This window comes from Microcystis sp. Msp_OC_L_20101000_S702 (assembly GCF_007095705.1).
Classification (GTDB): domain Bacteria; phylum Cyanobacteriota; class Cyanobacteriia; order Cyanobacteriales; family Microcystaceae; genus Microcystis; species Microcystis ichthyoblabe_A.
In genome coordinates this window covers 1-18,622 of the sequence record NZ_SFBO01000053.1, presented here as the reverse complement: position 1 = coordinate 18,622, position 18,622 = coordinate 1, and the positions used below count along the sequence as shown (strand labels likewise).

The window sequence follows — 18,622 nt, the reverse complement described above, 5'->3', positions numbered from 1 at the left end:
GTTAATACCAATAACTAGAACTTTGTTGGGGTTCAGGGGCAAAAGCTAACCAGTAGGGGAATTGTAAAAGAGCGAAATTCAGCCGTTCTTCGGTATCATCGATGATAATGAGCGGTGAATACTTATCGTCGATTAAACGTTCCGCTTTTTGAATTAAAGCTTCGGGAGACTCAAAGAGAACGATGCCGCGGTCAGGTCCAAAATCGGCGCGGGAAATGCCGAGACAATCTTGGAGACCGCGCCGCCATTCGCCTAAACGTTCGGGACTATTAGCCAGAACGAGAGAACGGAAGCGATCGCCTTGTAATTCCGCCATAATCGAGATAATTGCCGAAGCCACCAGAATATTCTGGAGACGGCTGCCCATACCGCGAATCGTACCCCGGCCCCCCTGTTTAAAGAACCACTGTTGCACCCGTTCGGCGTGAATTGGTTCAAAAGTGCGCCGTAATTGCCAAGGCGGACCGTAATAGTCAGGACGACTGCGATAACGCTCTAAAAGAGTTTGTATGCGCTGATTTTGGTCAGAAAAGCCCTGTCTAGGGGTGGATTGTCCCACCGGTTCCGATTCATAACCCGAACGATTAGAACGACGGGGTTCTTGCCAATTATCCCGGCCCTGGTTACTGGTACGGGGGGGACGGGGAATTTCTCCGCGATCATCCCGGCCTTGACTGCCACGGGATGGACGGGGGTTTTCCTCTCGTTCGGTCCGCTGGGGAGGTTCCACAGGTCGGGGGGATTTTTCGGGGGTTTCAAAACGGGGTAATTCCAATTGTTCGGCAGCCGCGGCCAAATCCTGTAAACTGCCCACCAGATAGTCTTTAAATCCCTGAACCCGCACGGCTAGATCCTGGGAGACTCCGGCGAAATTACTCCGCATTTCCTGCCGAATCCGCTCACGACGGCGTTCTAACTGTTCGATCGCCACTTCTAAAGCCTGTTTGCGTTGTTCTAGGTCTTTTACGCCTTCCTTGAGCATTCTTTCGATTTGAGCTTTGATATCCCCCAATTCCTCGGCGATCAAGCGTTCTTTTTCCGCTTTTAATGCCGAGATTTCTGCCGCTAGGCTCTGTTTTTGCCGTTCTAGAGCCTCGATTTCTGCTCGTAGGGGTTGCGCCTGCGCTGGGGGAACTAATTCGCCTTCGGGGGCGATTGCCGATGGCAGGGGATTCTCTACCGGGCGATCGTTCCAGAGATCATCAAAACTAAATTCTTCGACAGATTCATTGGGTAAGTCTGTCATTTTGTCAAGGGGTAAAACATTAAAATCTTCTGAATTCATCGGCTTTAGAAATGCAGAGCGAACAAAGGGCCAAGGCAGGCAATTAAGTAAGTGGTTCTAATTAATAGACGATATATCTTGCCTTCGATCCCCCCTGCCCCCCTTAATAAGGGGGGTGCCGATAGGCGGGGGATCCCCCCTGCCCCCCTTAATAAGGGGGGTGCCGATAGGCGGGGGGATCTGACAATTTTTAACACCTACCTACTTAAGACGCTATTAGCCAAATCTAATTTTAACTCAATCTTAGTTCGCTTCTGAGTCGATCGCTTGCGATGCTGCTAAAGGATAGTATTTTTCGAGGCACAGTCTCAGGGTTGCGCTGTCAAAGATAATGGGCAAAAAATGAATGCTGTTAATTTCTTTGAAATAAAATAGGATCGGGACTTTATTCCAGAAAATTCGCCAATTTTGCCATTCTTGGTAGGGAAAGGAGCGAATTTGTTGCCCGGACAGATAGACATCTAAGGAGGTAGGGGTAAACTGGAGACGAATGCGGGTAGTCTGGAACATCAAGAATAGGCCTAACAGGGAGAAAATTATTCCGAGCCAGACCTGTAAAAAGAGTAAAGGCAGCGATAAAATTACCAAAAACAGGGGAATTCGATAGTTAGGAGCCAGTTCGATCGTTCCTGTTACTTCTTGCGGGGAAATAGTTTTCATTGGTGTCCCTATCGGCAGTCAGCCAAAATATCTTCGCTTCTAGTTTATCGCATTGTTTTTCGAGAAGCGATCGAGATAACCGAGACTCGATCGGGGATGATCTGGTGGTGTCATGGCATCGTAGAAGGAGACTTTACCCCCATAGGCACGCCGGAGATTAAAATCAGTTAAGACCTTAGACCGTTGATCGGCGAGGATCAATTCTTTATTTAAGAGGATTAAATCAGCAAAATGAGTGATAGATTCGCCTAAATCATGATTAACCACCAGGACAATTTTATTTTCTTGGGCTAACTCACCAAAGATATTAAAAAGGATCCCCTCGGTTTTTTGATCTACCCCAACGAAAGGTTCATCAAAACAGAAAATCTCCGCTTCTTGGGCCAAAGATCTGGCTAAAAAGACTCTTTGCTGTTGTCCCCCCGACAACTGACCGAGGGGACGATGGCGTAAATCAGCCATTTCCACCCGTTCTAGGGCATTTAAAGCCCGTTGACGACTAATATGGGAAAAAGGACGAAACCAACCAGTTTTTCTGACTCTCCCCATCATCACCACATCCCAAGCGGTGACGGGATAGGTCCAGTCGATTTGAGATCTTTGGGGAACATAAGCGACTTTATCCAGTTGTTGCTGTAGAGATTGCCCTTGATAGTTAACGCTTCCCTGTTGTACGCGAATTAATCCTAGCATGGCTTTGATCAGGGTACTTTTGCCCGCACCGTTGGGACCGATAATACCGGTTAATCGTCCTGGATAAATTTTCAGGGTGATATCCCGTAGGGCCTCCACGCCGCGATAATATACTCCTAGATGACTAACTGTAATTGTCCTTTGCATAGTTGTTATCCCGAGTCTCCATTTCTAGCATAGCTAAAAATGAGACAATTATGAAGCAACCATGAAAAGATTATGAAAGATAGCTGGGGTGAGATCAATCGCCACTCAGTAAAGCTTCCACGAATTCGTAACTGGAAAAGGGCCGCAGATCCTCGATTCCTTCCCCAGCGCCAACAAAGCGAATCGGTAGGTTAAGCTGACGCGCTACGGCAAGGGCAACACCCCCTTTAGCTGTACCATCGATTTTAGTCAGGATCACGCCGCTTAATTGGGCAGCTTCCGAGAAAACCTCTGCCTGTCGCAGCCCGTTTTGTCCTAAAGTGGCATCGAGAACTAGAAGGGATTCCACCACGGCACTCTCGGCTTTTTTGTCGATAATGCGGCGAATTTTGCTTAATTCTGCCATTAAGTTCTTTTTATTCTGCAATCTTCCCGCCGTATCCACTAAGAGTAATTCTATCTCCCTGGATTTAGCGGCTTCGATGCCATCGTACACCACGGCGGCCGGGTCGGTATTTTTGCCCGGGTTGGCAATGACTTCGACTTGCGATCGCTCTCCCCAAACTTTCACCTGTTCCACGGCAGCAGCGCGAAAGGTGTCGGCAGCGGCGATCATACAGCTATAGCCAGATTGTTTAGATAAATGGGCTAATTTGCCGATAGTCGTCGTTTTACCGACTCCGTTAACTCCTGTGAGCATCCAGATATTTAATTTACCTTTTTCTGGCTCAAAACCGGGGTTGCTATAATTGGCTAAAGGTGCATCTAAAATCTCGCGGATAATTTCTTTGAGATATTCGATCGCTTTTTCGGGGGGCAGAGCTTCCTGTTTTAGCTTATTTTGGAGGGTAGTGATAATATAATCGGTGGCATCTACCCCCACATCGGCCTGAAGCAATAAAGCTTCGATTTCCTCCACCGCATCTTGATTGAGGGGACCCTGACCGACCACGGCCTTAAGCTGATTGACCAAGCTGCGGCGCGTTTTGCCTAAACCCTGACGCAATTTTTTTAACCAGGTGATTTCTTCTTCCGAAACGTCCTCTGCTTGTCGTCCCTGATTTGCTAAAACTTTGGCCGACCAGATAAAATCTTCATCCGGTTCTGTGGGGGTTTCGATGGCGGTTTCTTTGAGAATTTCGAGGCGATCAGATTTTTTCAGCCATGCGGGGGTATTATCCTCGGTTTCTTCTTCTTTAACTGGTTCTTCCTCTTGCGGAGGTTCCGTTTCAGCAATAGATGTTTCAGGGGTTTCGCTCACGACGGCCTCGGCCGTGGCTTTTTTCTCTTGAATATTTTTAAAGGCTTTTTTGGCCCAATCTAAATACTCTTCCTGACTGGTTGCCTCGCTGGGGGTTTCCTCTACGGGTGCGGGGGGTGCTTGTTCTTGTTCGGGTTGGACTTTCTGACGACGGAACCAGTTAAACATAGGAGAAACTAAACATAAAACTATTTATCTAGTTTATTTTAACCTTTGAAGTGAGCAATTTTGATAGTTAGATTTTTAATTGTGGATTTCTCAGCATTTTTTGCTAGAGATTAAGGAAAAAATGATAACCTTGCTCAAGGATAACTTTATCTCTTTTTAGGGAAATGCTGTATCCTAGAAAATAGAATAGGAAGGAGAATCAAAAATGTTAAGCACTACCGAAACTAAATATTATACTCCCGAAGAATATCTCGCTCTGGAGGAAACGTCCGAGGATAAAAATGAATATCGTCAAGGAGAAATTATCCCAATGGTAGGAGCAACAACTAATCACAATCAGATTTGTCTAAATTTTTGCCGTAATTTTCCCTTAAATATCAATAATCAAGATTATTATACCTACATGGAAACGGTGCGTTTATGGCTATCAGATTATAGTATTTACACCTATCCCGATGTGATGGTGATTAAAGGTCAACCTCTCTATCAAGGGAATAGTCAATCTAACGTGATCAATCCCTTAATTATTGTCGAAGTTCTCTCCAATTCTACCCAAGCTTATGATCGAGGGGATAAGTTTAAATTCTATCGTTCTCTGCCAACTTTTCAGGAATATATTCTGATCGAACAATCTAGTTATAGTGTGGAACGTTACTATAAACAAAAGGATGATCAATGGTTAATTGATTTCGTCACGGGGGAAAATGCGGTTTTACAATTGGTGTCGGTAGATTGGCAGATTTCTTTGCAAGATTTATATCAAAGAGTCAATTTCGACCTAGCAGAAACCTAAAATTAAAAGAAAGGTGAAAAAGAGTCGCTGTCAAGAGAATCATTATCTCAAAACGGACTACTATTGTTAAATATATGGAAGCTCTAGATTTTTCCGATCAACTACAATGGACTGCAGAAGCAAAAGCAAAACTGAAAAATATTCCCTATTTTGTCCGTTCCCAAGCGCGTCAAAGGATTTCTGAGATATTGAAAATACACTTTTTCGAGCAACTCAATTGATAACCTTGCTCAAGGATAACTTTGTCTCTTTTTAGAGAAATGCTGTATCCTAGAAAATAGAATAGGAAGGAGAGTCAAAAATGTTAAGCGCTACCGAAACTAAATATTATACTCCCGAAGAATATCTAGCTCTGGAGGAAACGTCCGAGGATAAAAATGAATATCGTCAAGGAGAAATTATCCCAATGGTAGGAGCTACCACTAATCACAATCAGATTGCTGGAAACTTCTATCGAAGATTTCCTCTGACTATCAATAATCAAGATTATTATACCTACATGGAAACGGTGCGTTTATGGCTGTCAGATTATAGTATTTACACCTATCCCGATGTGATGGTGATTAAAGGTCAACCTCTCTATCAAGGGAATAGTCAATCTAACGTGATCAATCCTTTAATTATTGTCGAAGTTCTCTCTAATTCTACCCAAGCTTATGATCGAGGGGATAAGTTTAAATTCTATCGTTCCTTGCCAACTTTTCAGGAATATATTCTGATTGAACAATCTAGTTATAGTGTGGAACGTTACTATAAACAAAAAGATGATCAATGGTTAATTGATTTCGTCATGGGGGAAAATGCGGTTTTACAATTGGTGTCGGTGGATTGGCAGATTTCTTTGCAAGATTTATATCAAAGAGTAAATTTCGACCTAGCAGAAACCTAAAATTAAAAGAAAGGTGAAAAAGACTCGCTGTTAAGAAAATCGTTATCTCAAAATAGCTCATCTTTTTTGGTATAATAGACGGACTACTATATGTTAAATCTATGGACGCTCTAGATTTTTCCGATCAACTACAATGGACTGCAGAAGCAAAAGCAAAACTGAAAAATATTCCCTATTTTGTTCGTTCCCAAGCGCGTCAAAGGATAGAAGAATTAGCTCGTCATGCCGGTTCCGATCGAGTTACCGTGGAAATGGTAGAACAGGCTAGAATAGAATTCGGACAGTAGATTTTTAGCCGCCAATTTGGGACATAGTACGGGTATAAATGCCGCTTGATGTGCCGGAATCACGCAGTTTAAAGTTTATTTCTGCTTTCAGTTCCATTAATTTCCTGACTTTTTCCCGGATTTCTGCTGGCGAAATTCCCTGACGGAGGGCAGTTTTTAGGTCAATTTGTCCAGTTTCGTTGAGGAGACAGGGACGCAACCAACCATCGGCCGAAAGACGTAGGCGGTTACAGCGATCGCAAAAACATTCCGACATCTGACTGATAAAGCCGATTGTACCCTTAGCCCCCGGAATTTGAAAAACATCGGCCGGACCATTTCCCCGCACTTGACCCTCATTTAAACCCCATTTTGCCCGAATTCGCCCCCTTAATTCCTCGTTCGCAATCCAAGCTTTTTCTTGAAATAAATCACCGTTACCGATGGGCATAAACTCGATAAAACGGACGTGCCAACGCTTCTCGATGGTCAAAGCCGCTAAATCTTCCACTTCTGCCTCATTTATCCCCGGAATTACCACCACATTCAATTTTAAGGGGTCAAAACCCACTCTCTGGGCCGCTTGAATACCTGCCCAAGTTTTTTGCCAACGACTCCGGCCGCGATTACCGATAATTTTATCGAAAGTGTCGGGGTCGAGGGAGTCTAAACTGATATTAATCCGTCTTAGTCCAGCGTCATACAACATTTCGGCTAAATTGTCAAGTAAATAGCCATTAGTGGTCAAGGCTAAATCGCTAGTAGCAGATAAAGATGTGATATCGCGCACAATCTCCACTACTTCGGGATGTAAGAGAGGTTCCCCACCAGTAAGGCGAAATTTGCGGAAACCAAGGGGAATAAAGACATTTTTGACTAAAGTAAGAATTTCCTCCCGGGTGAGTAAGTCTTGCGGTCGAACATAGGCCAATTCTGCATCTTCAGGCAGACAATACTGACAGCGAAAGTTACAGCGATCGATTAAACTAATCCTGAGATAGTCAATTTGGTTCATGTTCACGGGGAAATACTGTTATAAAACTTCATGAATTTATCATAACAATTCTGGCTCGATCGATATCTAGACATCGGGCTAAGTTTCCAGAAAACCACGGCTACATCTAGATTTTAGTCTATGATGACAATAGATTTGCTCAATGGCAAGAGCCAATAACGATTGGGAAATTTGACAATTTTTCTTGATTGTACTTAACCAAAAAGGTCAGCTAACACTGGCAAGAAATATTAAACAATCCTCTAGATATAGACAAACAGAATACTATCTAAATTGAGCGAGCCAATAATGCTATGATCAAAAATTAATTATCTTGAGATGGTAATTTCTGTGATGTTACCTTTTTTGCTACCCATTGCCCAAACTCCTCCTATTGTAGAAATAATTCGACCGGCGCAGGTGCGTCCTTTACCGAATCAACTAGATCAAGTTCCCGTTTTTAATAGTAATAGTCCCGAATTATTGCTAGGAGAAGGGATTTTACTTTCGACTTTTCCCCCTCAAGAGAAAAGTTTTCCCTCGGCCCATTTAAATTATGCTTTTCAGGGACGCTTTGATATTTTTGCCCACCATGTAGCGAGGGGGAGTTTTCCCGATAATTTACGCACCCTTTATTTGGGGATATTACTCCACAATCCCAGTCCTAATCCCGTGACCGTTAAAATTCTGCAAGGAGCTAGTTATTTGAGTCAACCCGATGCAGCTTTTATCGATTTACCCGCACAAGTGGAAAATAATCAGGGGACGGTTTTTGCTGGGCCGGGAAGTCGGGTAATGGGGGATATTTTAATGGGGCAGCGTCAGGATATTTTTCCCGATAGGATTATTATTCCCCCTGGGGAGAGTTTTATGGTCTTAAATGCGGCGATTCCCGTGCGCGATTTGACTCCCCCTTTAAACGGTAGGTCCACTTATCTCCGTCTGGAAAGTGACGGTCTTCTCTACGCTGCTAGTTTAGCTCTTTATGCACCCCTAGATGAAAATGGACAGGAAAGACCACCAAATCTGACAGAGTGGCAAAATTTGCTAGAAAAAGGCGATTTATCGACTCCGCGCGATCGAGCGCCCACTCCTCCCCATAGTCAAGGACAGATAATTTATGGACGGGTAGCGGGGGTGTCCCAAGGTTCAGCTTGGCCAGCCCGATTGGTCGATCGAGCTTCTTTATGGTTAAATATTCCTGATTCTGGTCAATCTATAGCCTATGGGATTAGCACCCTACCCGGGGGCAAATTGGGAACGGAACAAAATCAAAGTGCTAGTATGTTAGTTCGCTATCCCGATACGGCCTATCAAGCTCATGGTAATTACGGTGTGGAATATGGGTTAAGTTTACCTCTATTTAATCGAAGTGATGAGGCGAAAACGGTGACTATTGCGCTAGAAACACCGATTAAAGAGAATATTATCGGTCAGGGTTTGCGTTTTCTCGATCCGGCTGCCCCACAAGTGTTTTTTCGGGGAACAGTAGCCGTCAATTATAGCGATGACCAGGGACAGGCACAAAGCAGATTTTTTCATCTCGTCCAAAGACGCGGACAAGAGGGGCAATCTTTAGTGACTCTGACTATTCCTCCGGGGGATTGGCGTGTAGTACAGGTAAATTTTTTATATCCACCAGATGCGACCCCTCCGCAGGTTTTAACGATTAAGACTGAGTAGAACAAGTTTAAAATTGGCCGTTAACGATCGCAATATTCCATTGACCGTCTTGGTTGGTTTCAAAGGCAATTTGGCGACCATCACCGCTAATGGTGGGATTGCGGACGCTTCCCCGCAGGTTAGCGGTTAATAGGGTTGCACGGGACTGGGAACGATCATAAACCATGACATCACTTTTACCGCGTTCGCTGGAGATATAGGCAATTAAACGACCGTCAGCATTCAGAGATGGCTGATCTTGGCTAGAATCGCCACGATTTAGGTTAGGAAGATTAACTAAGCGCTTTTCTTGCAGATCGAATAAATATATACTACGACGACCGGAGCGATCGGAAGCGAAGGCTAAATAGCGACCATCAGCACTATAACTGGGGAATTGATCGGGAGCAAAACTATTTAAACCACCGGCGGGAACTTGAGGAGTGATCAAAAGAGGGGAATTACAGCCACTTATCCCCGATAACAGCCCAAAAGAGGCCAAAAATCGCCCCAGCCAGACAAAAAAATTTTTTTCTTTCATCTTGACTTTTGACCCCAAATGTGCTAGTAACTTTCTTCCTTGCCGACGGTTTTGAGGGTAAGTAGTTGATTGCCTTGACTGAGACTATCGGCGATCGCTTCTCGAATCGGTAGGTCAATACTGGTTTCAGCGAGGATTTCTTGGGCTTTTTGCCGCAAATCTGCCCCGGTATCGGCATCTACTTGGTCTAGATCGAGTAATTCCTGCGATAGCTGTTCGATCGAATTCGGGTTAGTCATAGCTCAGGCTCCCAACAAGCTTAATTACACTTTTATTGTATTGTAAAGAATAAGGCTTCTGTTTGTTTTTGATTTTTCTCAGCGATTAAGGGATTTTGACAAGCAATTAACTTTTCTGATGGATAATCTTCACTCTCAAATTCCACTAAGTTCACTCGATCGAATAATACTAATTGAATCACTATACACGGCCGCCATTTTAGCCTAAACTTCCCCCATTTGTCTATTTAAGGAATATTACAATAAACACGGGGTATATAAAGAAAAGTTAATGGGTTTATCCATTGATGGATAAGGGTTTTCGGCTATTGTAGTAGATATGTATGGGGGGAAGTTCAGCAATACTACCCAATCAGCACCCTCAAGTCTGGCGGTTTAGTGGAAGAGCAGTTTATTGTCCGCATGGCAAGAGGAAAGGCTAGAATAGAATTAGAGAAGATTTTAGACTTTAATAGCAATTACATTTTCTAAGTAGTACGGCTATGAGCATCAGCGATCCCACTAGCCAAAAAGCCTCGTTAACTCAGCTAAATCGCGCTCTCCGGCACTTTACCGACCGACACGAGTTAACCTTGCGATTTGCAGAATATCTCAACGATGACGAGCTTGACCCCCATAAAATCCTATTCTTCTATGGGGATGGTGGCAATGGCAAGTCGCTGCTGCTGAAATTCTTATTGGAAAATTGTTGCAAGCGCTTTCCTTTAGAAACTTGGACAGAACTTAAAACCAAAACCCATCCTGAAATTGTTGAGTTTATTAAGACAATTACTGACTGGGAAAGTGACTTTCAATTTGTGCCAGCCACACTGTTGGATTTTGAATCCCCAGCCAGGTCATCGCGACCAGAACAACCTCAAGACAATTTCGACGGGCTACTGATTTTGCATAATCAGTTAATAACCAATGCTGTTCGCTTGGGATATAAACTCTCTTTTCCGCTCTATGAATTTTCTTGCATCTGGCATTTAAAACAGACAGGAAAACTCACGAATGAAACTGATATAACTAAGTGGTTTCCTTCACAAGAGTTATTTGTAGTTGGTGGGATTATTAACACAATTAAAACGATCGCTCAGGAGAACAAAGACTTGGCGGCCATACTAGGCTTGCCCGGTACCTTAGCGACACTAACAGCCAGCACGTTGAATCTCATAGCAAAACATTTGGGTAAGGACTTGAATCGTTACCTAAATGGTCGAGGACTCCAGAAAAAAGATTTTCAACGGATCACCGAGTTAGACCCCGATACGGAATTGATTGTTGCTTTACCTAACTTTTTTGCGGAAGATCTCAAGGTCGCCATGCAAAGAGAGGGCGCTCCTGAAAAACTGGTGCTGTTTTTCGACACCCACGAAGCCTTTTGGGGAGAAGGGCGCAATCAAGGAAGTGCCAGATTTTTCAAGCAGGATGAATGGCTGCGGTGTCTGTTGTCGCAGTTGTTGGAGTTGCCCCAAATTGTCATCGTCATGGCAGGACGGGAAATTCCCCAGTGGCATCGAGCCAGCTATTGTTCAATTACAGCGGACAAGTTAGAGTGCAGGCAAGTGTTCAACTTTCAAGTAACCGATGCCCTCGACTACCTACAAAGAGTCGGAATTGAGGATACCCAAGTGCAGCAGAGCTTGATTGCCTATAGTAGTTTTGATGGCGATTCCGTTCATCCTCTCTTGCTGGGGCTATGCGCGGATTTAGTCAGGATGGCGCCAGAAAAAAAAGAAGCCTTTACCGCTGCCGACTTTCAATCCGTTTCCGAGACAGGAGAGGGATTTAATCGGAAATTAGGGATTTTGGTAGAAAGGCTCCTAAAATACACGGACAGGGTGTTGGAAGATGCGGTTTATGTCTTGAGTGCCTGTCGAGCCTTTAATGAAGACCTTTACTTTCATCTGGGCGAATCCTTGAAATGCAATCCCTCCCATGCTGCCTTTGACTCGCTCCTCAGTTTTTCCTTCGTCTGGCAGGCAGAGCAACAAGGTGAAGGGTGGTATCGTCTTCATCCCTTCATCCGTCGTTTCAACCACGAGCAGAAGCGGGAGCGAACCCAGGCTGCCCATCAAGTCTTGGAGCGGTACTATCGAGAAAGGGGCAATCTGGCTGAAGCTCTCTATCATGCTTACTGGCAAGAACCTCTGAGAGCAAAAGAGGAGTGGATCGAAGTTTTTGGAAAAGCCAACCAACAGGAGGACAATGAACTATGTCAGGCACTAGCGGAAATCAAGAAAGAAATTCCTTTCTAGACGGTCAAATTGCCCAATTAATCGGGGATTATCTAACTCGCTTGCAGCGATATGAGGAAGCTAGGGAGGAATACCAAGAAGCTAGTGAAGGGTATGAAAATATCTCTCCCGCTTCCCCGGACTTTGAGACAGCCCAAAATAACCAAAAAGTAGTTCTGGGAAAACTTAATCGCTTACCAGAGCGGCAGAAATCCAGTCAAGACTACCGTTTAGAAAAGCTCTTTGCTGTTGAAAAGGAACAATCTCGTTCAGTTTCCTTAAAAAGCCGAGTCAATTTGAGCCAATGGTTGCAAAATGTTTTTGAGGAAAGCTGGCAGACGATTGAACAGCTTTTTGCACCTGGAGAACCCTGTTTTGCCTATGCTTATGCCTTACGCGAGCGCGGGGCTGATTTTATGGATTCCAAGACGGTTAGCGATTTAATTGAGACGATTTATACCAGTCAGGAGGAGCATCGCCGCAGACAAGCAGCACTGCGCTTGGGAGAGATGGGAACTGCATCTTCTGAGGTATTGGCGGCTCTGACTCACTTGCTGGGGGTAACTCAGGATGAAGAAACCCGTTGGAGTGCGGCAGAGAGTTTATGGCGGCTCGCTCCGCATAACTTGGCAGCCGGGTTGAGGAGAGTTAAAGATTTAGGAATGCTGATCGGGGAACACCCAGTGACTCTAATGGTGGCTGTCTTGCCTAAAACTGACCAAATGATAGCGGTTCTCCTCAGGGTCTATCCGATGCGAAACCAGAAATATTTGCCTGCCCACTTACAATTAGTGGTGCTGGATGAGGCTGGGAAAACCTTTTTGGAAACTGAGGCAAGAGAACTGGACAATTACATCCAACTCAAGTTTAGTGGTTCACCGGGAGAACAGTTCAGTGTCAGGGTGGGACTGGGAGAGGCAAATATTACCGAAGATTTTACCCTCTAGCAGAACTTTCCCCCTGAGAAATTGCTAGGAACTAAAGTACAAGTAAACGGAGAAAGTTTAATCATGAAAACCGCACTAACCGAATACAAGCATATTCAAATAGACGAACGCGGGATACCAATGATTGCAAGCTCGACAATGAAGGTGATTGATCTGGTGATGGCTCAGATGGCTTACGGTTGGACTCCTGAAGAAATTCAAATCAACCATCGCCATTTGAGTATGAGTCAGATTCACTCAGCCTTCGCCTACTATTGGGATCATAAAGAAGAATTGGACGGGGCGATCGCTGCCGATCTGGAATATGCCCAAAAAATGCGGCACTCAGCGATCGAGTCGCCTTTTGTGGCCAGACTTAAAACACAAGGAATTCTCAAGTGAGCCTCAAACTTTATATGGATGAAAACGTACATGGAGCCATCACGATAGGATTGCGCCTTCGAGATGTTGATGTGCTGACAGTTCAGGAAGATGGTTATTCTGGTAGCCCTGACCCCGTAATTCTAGACCGATCAACAGCACTAGGAAGAATTGTTTTTACACAAGACAGGGATTTCTTAGTTGAAGGGAGTCACCGTCAGACAGTAGGAATAGACTTCGCTGGAGTTGTTTATGCTCATCAGTTAATGGTTTCAATTGGCGACTGCATACGCGACTTAGAACTCATCACCAAACTGGGAAACCCCGAAGAATTTGTGAATCGCATTCAATACTTACCCTTTTAAATAGGCGATCTATTAATATTTTTTTTAACAACGACAGGTGATAGCAATGGCTAAGTTAGTGACTGTTAAATTGGGAGAAGGCAACTGGGAACAGGGATTTCCTGTTATCCTGCAAATTGCTGAGGAAGGCTCCCCTCCTTCGATCGAAGTTACAGGTAGATTGCCAAGCGCTCCGGAAATTCCCCAAAACTATGACCAATGGCAGTCTAGTTATAGACATTTGCCTGTTGTTGTCAGGCTAACAGCACCTGCTACCCAAATTACCAATGTTTCCACTACTGCCGACTGTCGCCAGACCCTTCAAACTTTGCAAGATAGCCTCAAACGCTGGCTGAACTCCGAGTCGTTTCGTCCGGTGAGAGAGCGTCTGTTAGAGAATTTGAACCGTTCCGAACCCATTCGCTTCATCATTCAAGCTGGGGATGGCTATTTGCGGCGGCTACCTTGGAATTTGATTGAGTTCTTTGACCATTATCCCAAGTCAGAGGTTGCGATCGCCGCTCCTGTCTTTGAAAAAATTGTTAGCCCACCTTCCCCCACCAAAAGGCTGAGAATCTTGGCAATTTTAGGCAATAGCGAGGGCATTGACGTGACGGCAGATAGACGCTTCTTGGAGAATTTGCCAGGGGCTGAGACGGTTTTTTTGGTAGAACCGCCTCGACAAAAGATTAGCGAACAACTTTGGGAACAACACTGGGACATCCTTTTTTTTGCCGGACACAGCCATACGGAAGGGGAAGTGGGGCGCATTTATATTAATCAAAGGGAAAGTTTGACTATCGGTGAGTTAAAACATGGTTTGAGGACAGCGATCGAAGGGGGGTTACAGTTAGCCATTTTTAACTCTTGTGATGGGTTGGGGTTGGCCAAGGAATTGGAGAATTTGCAAATTCCTCAAGCGATCGTCATGCGAGAACCTGTACCCGATAAGGTGGCACAGGAGTTTTTAAAGCATTTTCTCAAGGCATTTTCTAGGGGTAAATCTTTGTATTTGTCGGTGCGGACGGCGAGAGAACGTCTAGCTGAAGAAGGATTAGATACGGAACTGCCGGGGGTGATGGGGCTGCCCGTTATTTGTCAAAATCCTGCTGCCGTTCCTATAATTTGGCAAACTCAGAAGAGGCTGCCTATCCGTTTTTGGATAGCACTTCCCTTTGTTTTTGCCGCTTCGATGGCACTGGTGTTTATTATACCTAGCATTATCTCAATGTCAAATCACAATGAAAATTCACCTCCAAATCGACCGCCAGAAATTGAAACCTATCAATTCCACAAGTACGGAATTTCAATAAAATATCCCCGTAACTGGCAATTACAAGAGGGAAAAGGCGACCTAGAAGGATCAGGAATTTTTGTCAAATTTTCACCAGATAAAAACGATTTATCCTCTTTTCCTCCTCGCCTTACTATTAGCCTAGACGAATATTTGATTGGTCCACCTATGTTAGACGATTATGTGAATGACACTATCTCTAAAATAATAAATCAACAAAACTCCAGCATTATTCTTAGGTCTGAGCAGACGACCTTAGCGAATAATCAAGCTCATCTCATTGAGTATACTTGGCAAGATGATCTAGGTTTTCAGTTGAAATCTTTACAGTTCTTAATGATAAAAGGAGAAAAAATTTACAGAATCACCTACACGGCGGAAAATAAAGAATTTCCTGAGTTTTTGCCGCTTGTAACAAAGGTTATGATTAATTCATTCCAAGTTGAACTGAATCCAAATCTCTAGCAAAATATGAGGAGAAAAATCAATTTTGATAACAGGTCTACAGATTGAGAGAGAAATTTATACTCTTCCACCTAGAAGCTCATTAATTCTGTCAATCGCATCTTGGTAATCTTCTTTTCTATTTTGTTGTTTATAAAGTTCTGCTGCTTTTTTAAAATCTTCTAAGGCTTTTGGTTTTTCTCCGAGATCTCTATATGAAAGCCCGCGGTTGTAGTAAGCATTCGCCCAATCGGGAACCAGACGAATAACCTGAGTATGATCATTAATTGCTCCCCGATTATCTCCCAACTCACGATGAATCAAACCTCGCTCAAAGTACGCAATGTGATATTGAGGATCGTTGAGAATTGCTTGATTATAATCCTTGAGTGCTTCCTGATAAGCTTTAAACCGATTAGAATGAATCCAACCCCGAAGAAAATAGGCACGAGCATCTTTGGGGTTGAGGCTAATAGCTTGGTTCAGATCTTTAATAGCTTCTTGGTGTTCCCCTAATTCATCTCTAGCATCTGCCCGTTCTCTGTAGGCAGCTGCATATTTTGGGTTGCGCTTAATTGCTTCATTGTAATCGGATATTGACCCTTTATAATCTTTTAAGTAATAGCGGGCGTTTCCTCTGCCGAAATAGATACTCGCAGATCTAGGGACAGCAATATTCTCCTTAGTTAGAGTAACATCAAAATCTCCTCTATCTTTGCGTCTAAGCTTCAAGGTGACTTGAGTAACCGACTCACTGCTCATTTGATTAACAGTTAGTTCAACTAAATCTTCCGCACTTTTGTTCAGTGTTGATTTACCATTAATAGCTATAATTAAATCATCTAGAATCAAGCCTTGTTTGAAAGCAGGAGAGTTTTCAAAAATCTTGGTAATAATTAGCCCTTGACCAGATTCATGTCTCCGATATTGAAAACCCAAGCCAGAGTATTCTAAGAAGTTAAGGGCTTGAGTATAATCAGAGATCGCTCCTTGGTAGTCTTTTAAAGAATAGCGGGCATCGCCACGATTTTCGTAAGCCAGAAAAACATCAGGGTCGAGGCGAATTGCCTCAGTGTAATCCAAGATTGCTTTCTGATATTCCCCGAGTTCTGCATAGACAGTTCCTCGGTTGTTATAAGCTCCGCTGTATTCTGGATCGAGACGGATCGCATGGCTATAATCTTCGAGCGCACCTTGGTTATCTTCACTATAATCACGAGCTAAACCACGCCAAAAATAAGCTCTGGAGTTGTTCGGGTTCAGCTTGATAACTTCAGTCATATCCGCAATGGCTGCTTGATATTTGTTTTGCTCGATATATGCGATGCCTCTTTGTAAATAAGCATCAACATTGTTAGGTGAAATTTGCAAAACGCGATTGTAAGCTGCAATCGCTTCTTCATAGTTACCGCTATTGGCCTTAGATATTCCTAGAGTTAGTAAGTCTTCTGCAGTAGGCTGAAGAGCTACCGCAGGTGGCGATAGTACTGGATTATTCCGAGCCGCCAAAAAAGTTTTGATAGGAATTGCCAACCTCAAAGCTCTATCATCTGGTGACTCACGTAGCCCATTAATACCAATTAGAAAACCCTTTTCATCTAACAACGGACCCCCTGACATCCCAACAAAGATAGTATTATTAACAACTAAAGCATAACCTCCACCTTCTGGCGTAGAGCGTCGTTCTATAAAAGAGCCAACATTAAAACTGTATTCACGTTTTTCGGTTTTTGGTTGTTTAGCCGTCCAACCCGAAGCGTAAACTATTGCAGAACCTATGATTTTGTCAGAATCGCCTAACTTAGCAATTCTATAATTTTTATTACTCTCAAACTCCACTACTGCTAAGTCTAGCCCTGGTATTTCTTTTCTATTATAAATAGGATAACGATTTCCATCTGAGGTTTGAATTTCATATTGTCCTGCTTGAAATTCATTACTTTTGTCGTTATAGAAAACATGACGACAAGTTAAGACAAAATATTTGTTACCTTGTCGGTCAAAAATCACCCCAGAGCCAGTTCCTGCACCGTCAATTTTTACCGTAATTTCTTCAGCAATAACTTGAATCTCTTGAAGTGTCAACGCTATAGCAAGCTGAGGTTGCACTAGACAAACCACTGCCCCAATTAGTGCGACTGGAATTTGATAGGAAAATTTCATCATTATCATATTTCTTTTGAAGAATTACTACTGCTTGTGGGTTCTGAGTGCTGGAAGTCCTAACTGTTTGAAGGTTTCAATGGGGATTCCCCAACTATATTGGCTCATTTTCTTATGTTGATCTGGTGTTGCTTCAGAATTATCTGTAAATTCATAGGGAATATCCCAGAGAGGTTCTGCGTGCATTCCATTAATAGCAATAACTTCACCCCGATGATTGAATAGTGGCCCCCCGCTCATTCCTTTTTCAATTACATTAGTATAGCCAATTTGATAGCCACCTTTTAAGGGCTTACTTAGTATCTGCGTGACTTTCCCGCTGGTAAAAACAAAGCCAGTATTATAGTCTGTAATGGACGGTGAGATTGGCCTTGTAGATGATTCTACTGACAAGGGAAACCCTGCAGCAAACACCTCTTCTCCCACTATCGCAGGATCACCAAAAGACGCTACTTTATATACAACCTTAAAGCTACGAAACTGCAACAAAGCCAAATCATTACCCTTAAATGATACAGACTGGAATAAATTAGCTAAATAAACATGGCCATCTGAAGTCTGAATATGATATGGGGGAGTACCAGATCTCAGGACATGGGCATTAGTCAGAACTGTATAAACTGTTCCCTGCCGGTTTACTAGGAATCCCGACCCTATGACTTCTCTTGAGAGAATTCTGACTGTGATAGACTGAGCCTGTTTTGGCAATTGCTCCGATATTAAAGATAGCCCAGCCGCTTGCCAAGATAAACCCAAAAGAGAAATCTTTGAGTCTCTACTTGGAATAGACACCCCACCATTGAGCAACCCAAAAGGAATGAAGATCGATGAACTCCCCATACAAGCAACTACTATTACTGTCCGCCACCGCATATTAGTTTGTTTTGTAATTCACTCACTGATCCCAAATGTCTGAATCTCGATCAAATGGCGAGGAAGAATTTGAAGGATTCACCCCTCCCAACAAACTGTTTACATCTAGGTAGAATTCGCCATTGACTTTGGAAATTTCGCTATCCCCACTTAGAAGGACGGGTTTACCTGAAGCAAGTCTGGCATTATCTTTGATCTGTTCTAAAATAATCTCAGGATTTGTCCCGCGTTTGAAAGTCACTAGCACTCCGTCTTTAAGACCTATCCATTAGTCACATCTTTCTTAACATAAAATTTGACAAAAAGAGAAAAGTGTGCAAGATGGCTCAAGGGGGTTCTATGGGGGGACTAATTTGATGAGATAGTTTCCAAGTCTGGCT

At 43.5% G+C, this 18,622-nt stretch carries 19 protein-coding genes and 1 pseudogene; 10 read left to right on the top strand and 10 right to left on the bottom strand.

Annotated features, from left to right (window positions below; all coding sequences use genetic code 11):
- Nucleotide 1: 1 nt before the first annotated feature.
- The 4 genes from EWV60_RS05975 to ftsY all read right to left on the bottom strand — a co-directional run bounded on the left by EWV60_RS05975 (nt 2) and on the right by ftsY (nt 4,214).
- On the bottom strand, nt 2–1,285 hold the full coding sequence (locus EWV60_RS05975) for a DUF3086 domain-containing protein (RefSeq protein ID WP_287231565.1): 1,284 nt from the start codon (nt 1,283–1,285) through the stop codon (nt 2–4).
- Between the two features lie 243 nt (nt 1,286–1,528).
- On the bottom strand, nt 1,529–1,945 hold the full coding sequence (locus tag EWV60_RS05970) for a DUF3119 family protein (RefSeq protein WP_002777863.1): 417 nt from the start codon (nt 1,943–1,945) through the stop codon (nt 1,529–1,531).
- Between the two features lie 39 nt (nt 1,946–1,984).
- A complete protein-coding gene (locus tag EWV60_RS05965; protein ID WP_287231563.1) occupies nt 1,985–2,785 on the bottom strand; it encodes a metal ABC transporter ATP-binding protein in 801 nt (266 codons plus the stop codon).
- Nucleotides 2,786–2,879: 94 nt separating this feature from the next.
- A complete protein-coding gene (ftsY, locus tag EWV60_RS05960; protein WP_002751781.1) occupies nt 2,880–4,214 on the bottom strand; it encodes a signal recognition particle-docking protein FtsY in 1,335 nt (444 codons plus the stop codon).
- 205 nt (nt 4,215–4,419) lie between these two features.
- Between ftsY and EWV60_RS05955 the strand changes: the two genes are divergently transcribed.
- The 4 genes and pseudogenes from EWV60_RS05955 to EWV60_RS05940 all read left to right on the top strand — a co-directional run bounded on the left by EWV60_RS05955 (nt 4,420) and on the right by EWV60_RS05940 (nt 6,183).
- Nucleotides 4,420–5,007: a Uma2 family endonuclease gene (locus EWV60_RS05955; RefSeq protein ID WP_002737441.1), complete on the top strand. Its 588-nt coding sequence runs from the start codon at nt 4,420–4,422 to the stop codon at nt 5,005–5,007.
- A gap of 74 nt (nt 5,008–5,081) precedes the next feature.
- Nucleotides 5,082–5,201 (top strand): annotated as a pseudogene (locus EWV60_RS05950) (PCP reductase family protein); the annotation flags it as partial.
- 107 nt (nt 5,202–5,308) lie between these two features.
- The gene (locus EWV60_RS05945; RefSeq protein WP_002777858.1) at nt 5,309–5,896 is read left to right on the top strand and encodes a Uma2 family endonuclease; all 588 of its coding nucleotides are present in this window, start codon (nt 5,309–5,311) and stop codon (nt 5,894–5,896) included.
- A 101-nt stretch (nt 5,897–5,997) separates the two neighbouring features.
- Entirely contained in the window at nt 5,998–6,183 is a 186-nt protein-coding gene (locus tag EWV60_RS05940; RefSeq protein ID WP_002737708.1) for a PCP reductase family protein, read from the top strand.
- A gap of 4 nt (nt 6,184–6,187) precedes the next feature.
- Here EWV60_RS05940 and moaA read toward each other — a convergent pair whose 3' ends face one another.
- Nucleotides 6,188–7,177, bottom strand: coding sequence for a GTP 3',8-cyclase MoaA (gene moaA / locus EWV60_RS05935; RefSeq protein WP_287231559.1), 990 nt, complete (start codon nt 7,175–7,177; stop codon nt 6,188–6,190).
- 318 nt (nt 7,178–7,495) lie between these two features.
- Here moaA and EWV60_RS05930 point away from each other — a divergent pair, with 318 nt between their 5' ends.
- On the top strand, nt 7,496–8,839 hold the full coding sequence (locus EWV60_RS05930) for a DUF3370 domain-containing protein (protein ID WP_287231558.1): 1,344 nt from the start codon (nt 7,496–7,498) through the stop codon (nt 8,837–8,839).
- 7 nt (nt 8,840–8,846) lie between these two features.
- Here EWV60_RS05930 and EWV60_RS05925 read toward each other — a convergent pair whose 3' ends face one another.
- The 3 genes from EWV60_RS05925 to EWV60_RS05915 are packed head-to-tail and all read right to left on the bottom strand — an operon-like array spanning nt 8,847 to nt 9,780.
- Nucleotides 8,847–9,359: a TolB family protein gene (locus EWV60_RS05925; protein ID WP_002782737.1), complete on the bottom strand. Its 513-nt coding sequence runs from the start codon at nt 9,357–9,359 to the stop codon at nt 8,847–8,849.
- A gap of 23 nt (nt 9,360–9,382) precedes the next feature.
- Nucleotides 9,383–9,598 carry a hypothetical protein gene (locus tag EWV60_RS05920; protein WP_002737387.1) on the bottom strand — a complete coding sequence of 72 codons (216 nt, stop codon included), beginning with the start codon at nt 9,596–9,598 and terminating at the stop codon, nt 9,383–9,385.
- Nucleotides 9,599–9,630: 32 nt separating this feature from the next.
- Entirely contained in the window at nt 9,631–9,780 is a 150-nt protein-coding gene (locus EWV60_RS05915) for a hypothetical protein (RefSeq protein ID WP_002748420.1), read from the bottom strand.
- A 300-nt stretch (nt 9,781–10,080) separates the two neighbouring features.
- Here EWV60_RS05915 and EWV60_RS05910 point away from each other — a divergent pair, with 300 nt between their 5' ends.
- The 5 genes from EWV60_RS05910 (at nt 10,081) to EWV60_RS05890 (ending at nt 15,227) form a co-directional block, all read left to right on the top strand.
- A complete protein-coding gene (locus tag EWV60_RS05910; protein WP_002777855.1) occupies nt 10,081–11,838 on the top strand; it encodes a hypothetical protein in 1,758 nt (585 codons plus the stop codon).
- On the top strand, nt 11,796–12,764 hold the full coding sequence (locus EWV60_RS05905) for a DUF1822 family protein (RefSeq protein ID WP_287231555.1): 969 nt from the start codon (nt 11,796–11,798) through the stop codon (nt 12,762–12,764). Before EWV60_RS05910 ends, EWV60_RS05905 begins: the two co-directional genes overlap by 43 nt.
- Before the next feature lie 63 nt (nt 12,765–12,827).
- On the top strand, nt 12,828–13,145 hold the full coding sequence (locus EWV60_RS05900; RefSeq protein ID WP_002748414.1) for a DUF433 domain-containing protein: 318 nt from the start codon (nt 12,828–12,830) through the stop codon (nt 13,143–13,145).
- Nucleotides 13,142–13,489 carry a DUF5615 family PIN-like protein gene (locus EWV60_RS05895; protein ID WP_149985262.1) on the top strand — a complete coding sequence of 116 codons (348 nt, stop codon included), beginning with the start codon at nt 13,142–13,144 and terminating at the stop codon, nt 13,487–13,489. The genes EWV60_RS05900 and EWV60_RS05895 overlap by 4 nt, the downstream gene beginning before the upstream one ends.
- 46 nt (nt 13,490–13,535) lie before the next feature.
- Nucleotides 13,536–15,227, top strand: coding sequence for a CHAT domain-containing protein (locus EWV60_RS05890; protein WP_287231552.1), 1,692 nt, complete (start codon nt 13,536–13,538; stop codon nt 15,225–15,227).
- Nucleotides 15,228–15,284: 57 nt separating this feature from the next.
- Here EWV60_RS05890 and EWV60_RS05885 read toward each other — a convergent pair whose 3' ends face one another.
- Together EWV60_RS05885 and EWV60_RS05880 are read right to left on the bottom strand one after the other, a co-directional pair.
- The gene (locus tag EWV60_RS05885; protein WP_002751806.1) at nt 15,285–17,372 is read right to left on the bottom strand and encodes a serine protease; all 2,088 of its coding nucleotides are present in this window, start codon (nt 17,370–17,372) and stop codon (nt 15,285–15,287) included.
- 24 nt (nt 17,373–17,396) lie between these two features.
- The gene (locus EWV60_RS05880) at nt 17,397–18,209 is read right to left on the bottom strand and encodes a S1 family peptidase (protein ID WP_002751807.1); all 813 of its coding nucleotides are present in this window, start codon (nt 18,207–18,209) and stop codon (nt 17,397–17,399) included.
- Nucleotides 18,210–18,622 lie beyond the last annotated feature (413 nt).

What these genes read in the sequence shown, in the direction of transcription:
- EWV60_RS05975 (WP_287231565.1), bottom strand. Translation starts at nt 1,285, where the DNA reads ATGAATTCAGAAGATTTTAATGTTTTACCCCTTGACAAAATGACAGAC.
- EWV60_RS05970 (WP_002777863.1), bottom strand. Translation starts at nt 1,945, where the DNA reads ATGAAAACTATTTCCCCGCAAGAAGTAACAGGAACGATCGAACTGGCT.
- EWV60_RS05965 (WP_287231563.1), bottom strand. Translation starts at nt 2,785, where the DNA reads ATGCAAAGGACAATTACAGTTAGTCATCTAGGAGTATATTATCGCGGC.
- ftsY (WP_002751781.1), bottom strand. Translation starts at nt 4,214, where the DNA reads ATGTTTAACTGGTTCCGTCGTCAGAAAGTCCAACCCGAACAAGAACAA.
- EWV60_RS05955 (WP_002737441.1), top strand. Translation starts at nt 4,420, where the DNA reads ATGTTAAGCACTACCGAAACTAAATATTATACTCCCGAAGAATATCTC.
- EWV60_RS05945 (WP_002777858.1), top strand. Translation starts at nt 5,309, where the DNA reads ATGTTAAGCGCTACCGAAACTAAATATTATACTCCCGAAGAATATCTA.
- EWV60_RS05940 (WP_002737708.1), top strand. Translation starts at nt 5,998, where the DNA reads ATGGACGCTCTAGATTTTTCCGATCAACTACAATGGACTGCAGAAGCA.
- moaA (WP_287231559.1), bottom strand. Translation starts at nt 7,177, where the DNA reads ATGAACCAAATTGACTATCTCAGGATTAGTTTAATCGATCGCTGTAAC.
- EWV60_RS05930 (WP_287231558.1), top strand. Translation starts at nt 7,496, where the DNA reads ATGGTAATTTCTGTGATGTTACCTTTTTTGCTACCCATTGCCCAAACT.
- EWV60_RS05925 (WP_002782737.1), bottom strand. Translation starts at nt 9,359, where the DNA reads ATGAAAGAAAAAAATTTTTTTGTCTGGCTGGGGCGATTTTTGGCCTCT.
- EWV60_RS05920 (WP_002737387.1), bottom strand. Translation starts at nt 9,598, where the DNA reads ATGACTAACCCGAATTCGATCGAACAGCTATCGCAGGAATTACTCGAT.
- EWV60_RS05910 (WP_002777855.1), top strand. Translation starts at nt 10,081, where the DNA reads ATGAGCATCAGCGATCCCACTAGCCAAAAAGCCTCGTTAACTCAGCTA.
- EWV60_RS05905 (WP_287231555.1), top strand. Translation starts at nt 11,796, where the DNA reads ATGTCAGGCACTAGCGGAAATCAAGAAAGAAATTCCTTTCTAGACGGT.
- EWV60_RS05900 (WP_002748414.1), top strand. Translation starts at nt 12,828, where the DNA reads ATGAAAACCGCACTAACCGAATACAAGCATATTCAAATAGACGAACGC.
- EWV60_RS05890 (WP_287231552.1), top strand. Translation starts at nt 13,536, where the DNA reads ATGGCTAAGTTAGTGACTGTTAAATTGGGAGAAGGCAACTGGGAACAG.
- EWV60_RS05885 (WP_002751806.1), bottom strand. Translation starts at nt 17,372, where the DNA reads ATGATGAAATTTTCCTATCAAATTCCAGTCGCACTAATTGGGGCAGTG.
- EWV60_RS05880 (WP_002751807.1), bottom strand. Translation starts at nt 18,209, where the DNA reads ATGGGGAGTTCATCGATCTTCATTCCTTTTGGGTTGCTCAATGGTGGG.